The organism is Nostoc sp. UHCC 0252 (assembly GCF_034931145.1).
Lineage (GTDB): Bacteria > Cyanobacteriota > Cyanobacteriia > Cyanobacteriales > Nostocaceae > Nostoc.
Genome location: NZ_JAYGHE010000039.1, coordinates 19,075 through 29,389, shown reverse-complemented (window position 1 = coordinate 29,389; position 10,315 = coordinate 19,075). Strand labels below are relative to the sequence as shown.

At 37.2% G+C, this 10,315-nt stretch carries 4 protein-coding genes and 1 pseudogene; 3 read left to right on the top strand and 2 right to left on the bottom strand.

Annotated features, from left to right (window positions below):
* The first annotated feature begins 348 nt into the window (after positions 1-348).
* Together VB732_RS20760 and VB732_RS20755 are read left to right on the top strand one after the other, a co-directional pair.
* Positions 349-1,506 (top strand): AAA-like domain-containing protein, encoded by a 1,158-nt coding sequence (locus tag VB732_RS20760; protein ID WP_323232797.1) that lies wholly within the window; start codon positions 349-351, stop codon positions 1,504-1,506.
* A gap of 326 nt (positions 1,507-1,832) precedes the next feature.
* Positions 1,833-3,248: an AAA-like domain-containing protein gene (locus VB732_RS20755; RefSeq protein WP_323232796.1), complete on the top strand. Its 1,416-nt coding sequence runs from the start codon at positions 1,833-1,835 to the stop codon at positions 3,246-3,248.
* A 347-nt stretch (positions 3,249-3,595) separates the two neighbouring features.
* On the opposite strand, the pseudogene VB732_RS36005 reads toward VB732_RS20755, so the two are convergent.
* Positions 3,596-3,856: pseudogene (locus tag VB732_RS36005) on the bottom strand (phosphoketolase); the annotation flags it as partial.
* Positions 3,857-3,971: 115 nt separating this feature from the next.
* Between VB732_RS36005 and VB732_RS20745 the strand changes: the two are divergent.
* The gene (locus VB732_RS20745; RefSeq protein ID WP_323232794.1) at positions 3,972-4,427 is read left to right on the top strand and encodes a DUF1392 domain-containing protein; all 456 of its coding nucleotides are present in this window, start codon (positions 3,972-3,974) and stop codon (positions 4,425-4,427) included.
* 196 nt (positions 4,428-4,623) lie between these two features.
* Here the strand turns inward: VB732_RS20745 and VB732_RS20740 are convergent, their stop codons facing one another.
* The gene (locus tag VB732_RS20740) at positions 4,624-10,044 is read right to left on the bottom strand and encodes an AAA family ATPase (RefSeq protein WP_323232793.1); all 5,421 of its coding nucleotides are present in this window, start codon (positions 10,042-10,044) and stop codon (positions 4,624-4,626) included.
* Positions 10,045-10,315 lie beyond the last annotated feature (271 nt).

The following is a 10,315-nucleotide window of genomic DNA, read 5'->3' as shown; positions in this document are numbered from 1 at the left end:
CGCTGTCGCTAACACACCCTACGTATGTTTTCATAAATCAAACTGGATTCCTATATCTCAAGAATTTACTTAAATGTCTTAACTTTCCTTGATTTTTATTTTTAGCTAAGAGAAGATAAGTCTGCAAATGATATAGTGATTAACTTTGGCACTATCTCTTGGGCGATTGATCTTTATTTATCTAAAAATATATAATTTTTCTCCAAAAATTTGCTTTTTTCATAAAATAATTTAGCTGTCATTTTCCATTACATGTCTGTTGTGGAAAATTATGAACTATGTTGAGTTGCATTCTTGTTTGCATTTATAAAATTACAAGTATCGCTATTTATAGTAATTGACTTGACTATGAGATATCAGGTCGGTGATAGCCTGAAGTATGATGACTCTACATATATTGTCCGTCAAGCAGACGAACAACTTTATACTGGATTAAAAACAGGAAATTTTTGTTACGTCTTCAACTCCCACCAAACAGGGAAATCATCTCTACTACACCGGACTATTCATCGCTTGGAAGAAGAAAATTATATATGTGTTTATTTGAATTCATTCCTATTAGGTACTAATCAAATTACACCTATACAGTGGTATAAGGGTATTATTTTCAGCTTGTTTCACAAGCTAAATCTGAGAGAACGAATCAACTTTGAAAGTTGGTGGGAGCAACAATCAGAACTTGAGCCTGTAGAACGACTATATCAATTTGTTGAACAGGTGTTACTGAGAGAAGTTCAAAATAATCGCATTTTTATCTTTATCGACAACATTAATAACTTACTAAGTTTAAATTTTCCGATCAACGATTTTTTTATCTGGATTCGTTACTGTTATGAGCAATATGCACACAACCCAAATTTTCAACGCTTGGGTTTTGCTTTGTTTGGTGTAGCCAGTCCATCCAAATTAATTGCTGATCGACATCGAACCCCCTTTAACATTGGTCAAGCAATTAAGTTATGTGACTTTCAATTACATGAAGCTATGCCCCTACTTGAAGGTATAGAAGAAGTAATCAGCCATCCAGAAGCAATATTAGCGTATATTATTAATTGGACAAAAGGACAGCCGTTTCTCACCCAAAAGCTTTGTCAGTTAGTTGTGCAAGTTGCGTTAGAAAGTTATAAGGCAACGATGACTATACCGAAGGGTACTGAAGGATATTGGGTAGAACAATTGGTGCGATCGCGCATTATTCAACATTGGGAATTCCAAGATGAACCGGAACATCTACGTACCATAAGGGATCGCTTACTTTTTGACCAACACAAAGCAGGAAAGTTATTAAACATTTATCAACAGGTGTTACAAGTAGAGGAACTAAGAAATAGGAACCCGATAGATAACTTGATACCAGCTAATAATAGTGGAGAACAGACAGAACTGTTCCTATCTGGTTTGGTGGAAAATTATAACGGCTATCTGAGAGTCAAAAATCCAATTTACCAGAGTGTTTTCACTCCTCAATGGATATCAAGACAGTTAGAAAACCTTCCTTTTTCTTGATAGGATCTAGTAATTAAAATACATCTATTTTGTACAAATTCAGGTAAATACAAGTTATTCATTTTGCCAGAGAGTTTTTGCAAGGCAACCATCAAAATACCAAGTGGAAAAGTCGGAAAAGTGGGAAAAGTAGGAGAAATAGGTAATTGATGTCAGTGTTTACTGTCAAGCTAATATAATGTAACTTAGTTGATTAGAGTTCGTATGGATTTTAAGAAAAAATGAAATAAGAGTGTATCAAAAATTGCCACATTAAATTATAGTTTCAGTATGTAAAAAGAAATGTTGCTTGTGACACTCATTCATAACAGCTACTTAGGACAAAAATGTATAAAACTAAACGCGCACGAGGAGTTGTACTAACATCCACAGGGATTAAACGGTTACAATCAGCAATTCTTTCTGTGGAGATAGTAGAAAATAAAGGCAAGCACTTGAGTTTAGAAGATATAAGCTCGCGCATTCATGTTTCTAGTAGAACTTTGAGTAAATTATGGTCTTTAAATGAAAGTGTAGATCAAAAAACTCTAAAACTCTGCTTTAGCGCTTTTAATCTAGAATTACATAGCGAAGACTATACCATAGTCAACAAAGTAAATGAGGCTGAAACATCTGAGTTATTGTCTATTGCAAATATAGAAAAAGATTTATCTCAACGTTCTGAATTAATCTCACTTGTCGAAAAACATCACATACAAACTAAACAGATAGAAAATCTTTGGTCATACCCGGATGGCCCCGTACCTTTAGATTCTCACTTTTATATTGAACGTCCTCCACTAGAGAGAAAGGTTTATCGAGAAGTAACTACTAGTGGCTGCGTGATTCGGATTAAGTCTCCCAAACAGATGGGTAAAAGCTCCCTTGTGTTGCGGCTTTGTGCCTTTGCACAGAAACTTGGATATCAGACTGTGAATCTGAATTGCTACCAATTCGATAATGAGTGTTTAACTGATTTAAATAAACTGTTGCGTCGTCTTTGCTGGAAAATTGCAACAGGGTTAGGTATTGACCCCAAACTCAAAGAAAAGTGGAATGAAGAAATTGGTTACAACTTGAGTAGTGGCTTCTATTTAGAAAACTATTTGCTCGAACAATGTCAAAGCCCAGTGGTTTTAGTGTTGAATGAAGTTGACCGTTTTTTTGAATATCCTCACATTTGTCAAGAGTTTTTCGCATTGTTGCGGTCGTGGTGTGAGGAAGCACGACACAATCCCAATTGGCAAAAGCTGAGGTTAGTAATGGTTTACTCAACCGAAGACTATATCTCTATGGATATTAACCTCTCTCCTTTTAATATTGGTCTACCTATTCGTCTGAACGATTTTACTCAACCACAAGTAGAGAATTTAGCTAGGCGTTATAGTTTAGATTCATTTAAAGCTAAAGATTTTGCTCAACTAATGTCACTAGTAGGAGGGCATCCAGCACTAATCCAGATTAGTTTGTATTATCTTAAGTCTCAAGAAATGACCCTGGAGGAAATAATAGAGGATGCGATCGCCAATGGTGGCATCTACCGCGATCATTTATGGCGACAGTTGATCAAACTGCAAGAAAATCCTAGACTGGCAAAGACTTATGCTGAAATTATCGCAGCAAAGCAAGGTATTTCTCTTAATTCTATTGACACTTACAAGCTTGAAGGTTTGGGATTAATTCGCTTTGAGGGCGATCGCGTCTTACCCCGTTACGGACTCTACCAGTCTTATTTTGCAAAACAGCTATCCACAATAAGATGAGTTAAACAACATACACAAGCAAAATAAAATTCCAGAATGATGCCGTCTTTTGTACGCTGTTCCAAAGCAAGGCGAGGGTAGCCCCAGTGTTGGGGGATTGATATTGTAGGTTGCATTGATTTAATGTGGATTGTTGAAAATGCAGCAGATTAGCGATCGCCTGAGTCGAGTATATTCCAGTGCGCTCGAAGAATCTGTGCAGAAGTTTTTGGCAATGATGGACGCAAACATAAATATACTAATGGCCCAAACAACGGTACAAGAGCGACAGCCCAAAAAATACGTTTATCTTTGATTCCTCGACGTGCCATATCATCATCCAATAATGAAGTAATTGGAAATATTAAGTGCATGGTTTCACGATCATCCCCCTCTACAAAATAAGGCTTGTAACCGTAACCAACGAATAAGCTCTCCAGTTTGTGAGGAGGTATGCGTGCCAATATGGTAGGATTGGCAATTTTATAGCCATTCAAGTGCAGAATTGGCAAAACCCCACCATCATGCACTGGATTGAAAAACTTGTTAGAGTGCCAAGCTGTTGCTGCGAGGCCAGTTTCCGCTTCGCCATCACCCACCACGCAGGCAGCAATCAAATCAGGATTATCCAAAGTTAAAACTGGGTGCAAGCAAAAAAACAGAAGAACAGAAGAATTTAAATTAAATTCCGGATTGCACGAGTGTAAGCAAGTCTATTATTTAAAAATAGAGCTGTAAAGCATTATGATTAACCAGATTAAACTTTTGGAATCCTGCTGGCATATTTCTCCTCCGTGGGGTCAAGCCATGCCTCCTTTAGCAGTTCAGATGCTAGAAAAAGTTTTCCTCTCAAACTCCGATTTACCAGGCTACTGTTGTGGTGTTCATTGGGAAGGGCAGGAGTGGATTTATGCAATTCTTTGCCTTGGTGAAATGCTTTACTTACCTTCTAAAGAATTTCATCGAACAAATGTATTCAAAAATAGTACTGCTCCTACTCAGGCTTTTCAATTAGGGGACATAGTTGAAGTTGATTTTAGTGAACAACCGACACGTCGGATTATTCAAGGGATTTTTAGCCTCAAAAACAATTGGCTTTACGGTGTGGAGTGGTGTCCTCCGGTTGTGGGAGAAAGGGCATCGAATCAAAGCCGACTCATCTGGCTTGCTGATATTGATTTAGTAAAAGCGTGGGTATAGCATTGTCATGGGAGCATAACAGCAGCAAAGTTAGTTGCTCCCAAGCGATCGCTCAAAGCGCTTTGTTGTTTAGTTTTATACCAAGCAAATAAAAAGTTTTTTATTTACATCGATATGTATTTATGCTCTCTTGTGAGTTACTGTAGCAATTTGGCGATCGCGGGATGATGTTGTAATGTCACCACTATGAAATAGCTTAATTAGCTTTTTTATGAGCCATAATTGGTAGGGTAATCACAAATTCTGTTCCCTCTCCTGGGGTAGAATTCACATTCAGAGTTCCACCATGTTTTTCTACAACAATAGACTGAGCGATCGCTAATCCTAATCCCGTCCCTTTACCAACACCTTTAGTAGTAAACAAGTGGTCAAATATTTTTTGTTTGACTGACTCGCTCATCCCTACCCCATTATCAGCAATTTTCACCTCAATCTCTTGATATTTCAAGGCAGTAGTAATTGTAATTTGGTTAGGATTAGCTTGAATTTCCTCAAAAGTTAGCCCTGTATTTGATTCATCCAAAGCATCAATTGAATTCGCCATTATGTTCATAAAAACTTGATTTAATTGACCTGGAAAGCATTCAATTTGCGGCAATTTGGCGTAGTTATTCACTACCTCAATTACTGGGCGATTCTCATTAGCTTTGAGACGATGTTTTAAAATTAGAATTGTACTATCAATCCCTTCGTGAATATTAAATGGAACTTTGTAATCTCTATCAGCACGAGAAAAAGTTCTGAGACTCGTGCTAATATTTTCTAGCCTGTTACAGGCCATAATCATCGAATCAATTATCTTGGGGAAGTCTTCTAAGCTATAATCCAAGTCAATTTCTTTAGCATGGTCTATGATTTCATTACTTGGGACAGAAAACTTTTCTTGATACAGTTTTAAATGTTCAAAAATATCAGCAAAGGTGGGTTTAGCTTGCTTGAGGCTGGCAGCAATAAAACCGAGAGGATTATTCATTTCATGAGCCACTCCAGCAACTAAGTTACCCAATGCAGACATCTTTTCACTCTGCACAATTTGTAGTTGAGCTTGTTGCAAATCTTGTAAAGCTTGCCCAGCTTGCTGATAAAGTTGGGCATTTTCTAAGGCAATTGCTGCTTGAGAGGATAATAAACTAATCACCTGTAGACGGTCACTAGTAAATACCCCTTGACTCAGTTTATTTTCAAGGTAGAGAATCCCCACCAAATGACCTTGGTTAATAATGGGTGTACATAATACACTTTGAGGTTGATGTAAAAGCATATATTCCCCAATTACACCAGGAATATTTGTTTTGCAATTATCTATGATGATGGTTTCTTGAGTATTCTTAACGTAATTAATCAATTTTTTGGGAATTTTTTGACAAGTATCTATTTGTTGTGAGTCAAAAATGGTTTTGACCTCAGCCTGAGAATTTGACTGTCGATCGATATAAGTAATTGCCCGCACTTGCCAAGTATCTTCTTGAGGAAGAATTAATATAGATGTTTTCGCACCAGAATTTTCTAAGATAATCCGGGTGAGGTTGCTGATAAGTGCGTCTAATTCGATACAACTGGAGATAGTTTGAGCGGCTTTGAGAATGCAGGTCAAATCCAGAGTGTCAGAAATATTAGTACTACTGCTAGTACAAGTAGATGTAGGAACAATGCTCCCTATAGTTTCTAAGGAATTGAAGTTGAATCCTTGTTGTAGCAAAATTGGTTTGAGTAATTTGGGATAGCATTTTTCCAAGTCATCAGTTTTGGCTTTTGCTCCCCAACGAGCATAGCAATAGTATGCCTGTTGCAGATATCCTTCTGCGGCTTTTTCTTTACCCCATTCGAGGTAAAATTTGGCAGCAAGTTCGTTAGCGATCGCTGTTTCCTGAAGATAGTCATTGGCGATCGCTTCTTGAATCGCTATTTCATAATAATCTGCGGCTTGTACGCGATCGCCAATTACCCTAGCTTGTTCAGCCAAAATTAAATTGTACTTATGCTGATAATTGACTGGCGCATGAGTTGCCCATTCCTGCATCTTTGCTTGATTTTCAGCTACTTTTTGGAGATAAAGCTGTTGCTGTGCTTCACTTACCTGATGACAAAGAGCTAATAAACTCAAAGATTGATAGAAATTCCGCAAAGGAACAATTAATAAGCCTGCTGCTCCCTGCTCATACTGCTCAAATTTTTGAGAATATTCCCAAGCACACTCATATTCACCAAAAAGATAAGCTAGTAGTGTTTTTGCCAAATAAACATAACAAATGCCGTTGATATTATTAGTTGCAATCAAAGTTGGTAACATTTCTACTTCATGAAAATGCTTACCAATTAAACAGCAGGGATTAGCCGCTTCACCTTGTAAATTTAGAACCGTCTGCCGCCAGATATTTCCCCAAACTAGAGATACCTCTTGTTTAATTCGCTGCATTAGTTCACAATATTTATCTGCCTCCATTACAGCAATTTCTAGGTTTTCTCCGCTCCAAAATAGAAATTGACAGTAACAATTGGCGCAATAGCCAACATATTCCAAATTTCCAGTTTCTAATCCACTTTGCAATCCATCCAAAAATAAATTTAAGGTGGATTTGATTGAATCTTTCCAGTGTTTAATAAACAGGCTGAATGTTAAATAAACTCTACTTTTAAGTTCTTTAGTTGGAAATTTGTCTAAAAGTTGGACTGCCAGTTTCCCAAAGCTATACCCATCCTCAATTGCACCAATACTGCACAAAAATAATCCATAGAGGCTGTAAGCAACAGCGGCCTGTGGTGAATTGCCAGATTGGATACAAATTTTAATCATTGCAAAAATCTTGAGCGGCAACAACATGGGTTTGGCTATATAAACCGGGGCAAACAAACCCGACAAAATGCGGAGTGCAACTAATCTTTTAGGATCGGTTATTTCTGGCATATCTGCCAATGCTGCAATCGATTGATGAACCAACATTTGTTGCAACTGATGGTGTTCATCGAAAATCAGTTGAGTGTTACCATCTTCAGGTAAGGTTAAATCTAGCAATTGGAGTGCTTCTCTACCTGTGGCTATTGCTTCAATAAATTTATTTTGCGCCGTATAAGATTGGATTTGAATCTCATAAGTACGAACTTTTTCTAATGGAGATTGAGCGTTTTTGAGGATAATATCGACTAACGATTTTGATGAATCAAAGTTTATATTGAGATATTCTGCTTCAGCCGCAGATTCATAAATAGCAAGGGTCAAATCGTAGCTGCTTTCCCAAGCATTTATCGGTAACAAAAGCATTGCAACTTTTAAATACTCGACTGCTGTCGCATAAGCAGTAGAGTTTTTGGCTTTACAGCCAGCCATCAGATTTAATCGGGATAGATGTTCTCGTTCTGTAGGTTCCTCTAATAACTCCAATCCGTAATTGAATTGGTTAGCGATCGCAAAAATTCTTGACTCTTGCTGGTCTGGAAGTGTATTCTGCAATAACAATCGCCCAATTTGCAAGTGTGTTGACTGCTTTTGTGCTTCTGGAATGAGTGAATAAGCAGCTTGCTGGACGCGATCGTGTAAAAATTTATATACAACCATCTCAGAATGTTCTTGAGTAGCTGCTTGATTTTCGGAATCAACAAAAAATTTATAAACCTCACTTTGCGGTAAAATCAATCCTTCTTGCAAAGCCTTCCACAAACAATCTGCGGTTTCTACTTCTGATTGTTTGGAAACAATTGCTAATGTTTTTAAATCGAACTGATTTCCAATACAAGCAGCTAGCCTCAGTTGTTGTTGAGTTGATTTTGGTAGTCTTCGTAATTGAAAGACCATAAACTCAATAATATCATCCGCTAGTGTTTGCTGATTTATTTGGGAAATGTCACATTGCCAGCATCCCTCTACAAAATTAAATTCAATCAGTTTGTCTTGATATAATGATTTGAGAATCTGAGTAGCAAAGAATGGATTACCTTGAGATTTACGATAAACTAATTGTGAAAGTGATAATGCAACATTTTCTGAACAATTTAACGTATCAGCTACAAGCTGATTCAATTGTAATTGCTTGAGCGGTTCCAGGGTAAGGCTATTGACGGTTACACCTGCTTTATGAATTTCATCCAACATCACCATCAAGGGATGTGCGGGAAATACTTCATTTTCCCGGTACGCACCGATTAACAATAAATATCCCTGATTCGTTTCCTTCATTAATAATTGCATGAGTTTCAATGAAGCCGAATCTACCCACTGCAAGTCATCTAAAAATATTACTAAGGGATGATCTTTAGTTGTAAAAACTTGGAGAAATCTTTTAAATAATAAATTAAATCGATTTTGGGCTGCGTTACCTGATAATTCTGGTGCATCTGGCTGTTTACCAATAATTCTTTCTAATTCAGGAATAACTTCAATAATTACTTGTCCATCTTCACCTAATGCTTGAACAATTTTATTTTTCCATTCTTGTATTTGGATAACACTTTCTGCTAATAATTGCTCCATAAAGTTACGGAAGGCTTGGACAAATGCTGAGAAAGGAATATTCCGATTAAATTGATCGAACTTGCCTTTGATAAAATAACCGCGTTGACGAACAATAGGTTTATGAACTTCATTGACAAGCGCAGTTTTGCCAATCCCTGACAATCCAGTTACTAGTGTTATTTCTGTAGCACCCAAGCTGACATTTTCAAATGCTCTCAGTAGGGTTTGTACTTCTAATTCTCGCCCATAGAGTTTATCAGGGATAATAAATCTATCGCACATATCCCTTTGTGCTATTGGGAAGCTTTCAATTTTACCTGTTGTTTTAAGTTGAGCAAAACTTGTTTCTAAATCATACTTTAAGCCTAATATACTCTGATAGCGGTCTTCGGCATTTTTTGCCATTAGCTTGCTCACTATCTCCGAAATTACAGGCGGAATTCGGAAATTAATTTGATGTATTGAAGGGGCTGTTTTAGCAATGTGGGAATGTACCAACTCCATTGGGTCATTTGATTGAAAAGGTAACTCACCTGTAAGTAACTCATAGAAGGTTACACCGAGTGAATAAAAATCAGTTCGGTAGTCAATCCCCCGATTCATTCTCCCAGTCTGTTCTGGAGAAATATAAGCTAGTGTCCCTTCTAATACATTGGGGCTGATGAGAGTTTGCGTTTCCCTTGGTAATAAAGAGGCGATACTGAAGTCGATTAATTTAACTTGTTTGGAATGGGGGTTAATTAAAATATTGCTCGGTTTGATATCTTTATGAATGATGCGCTGACTATAGAGGATCTCTAAGGAATTACACAGTGCGATCGCAATTTGTAAAAACTCTTGTAAAGTCCCAATATCTCGCGTCTGGTTACGAGCAAAATAATCTTTTAGAGATATGCCGCCAAAATCTTCCATCACCAACACATAGCCATTTTGATACGCTTCCAGGCTGTAGGTTTGGACGGTCAGTGGTGAGTTGAGATTTTTAGCAATGGTGTACTGATTGCGAAACTGCACTAGTTCATTGAAGTTGGGATATGGATTTTTCAGTAGTTTGATCGCTACAGGTAATAAGTCACTTTCTCGATAACCTCGATAAACTATAGTTCTCGAACCATTGTAAATTTCTTCAAGGAGGTGATATCTGGGAATATTTACATTAGTGGTGAACATATTGTTAAATCCTCTTGACTTCTAAGTTTATTGTTCCCAAATTAGTAACGACAATTTAATAGTAATTGCTAAAAATTACTATGGCTTCACTCTAGATTTATAATTCCAAACTTTCGTTTTTTATAAAGTCCCGCAGTGGAGACAAATTTTCAATATATTCAATGTAGACAGAGACAACTTACACAATAACGAATATATAGCGGTTCCCATGCAGATGAAGATTATATTGTGAGGGTAGAGGCACGGCAGTGCCCATACGTGTCAACTTAAC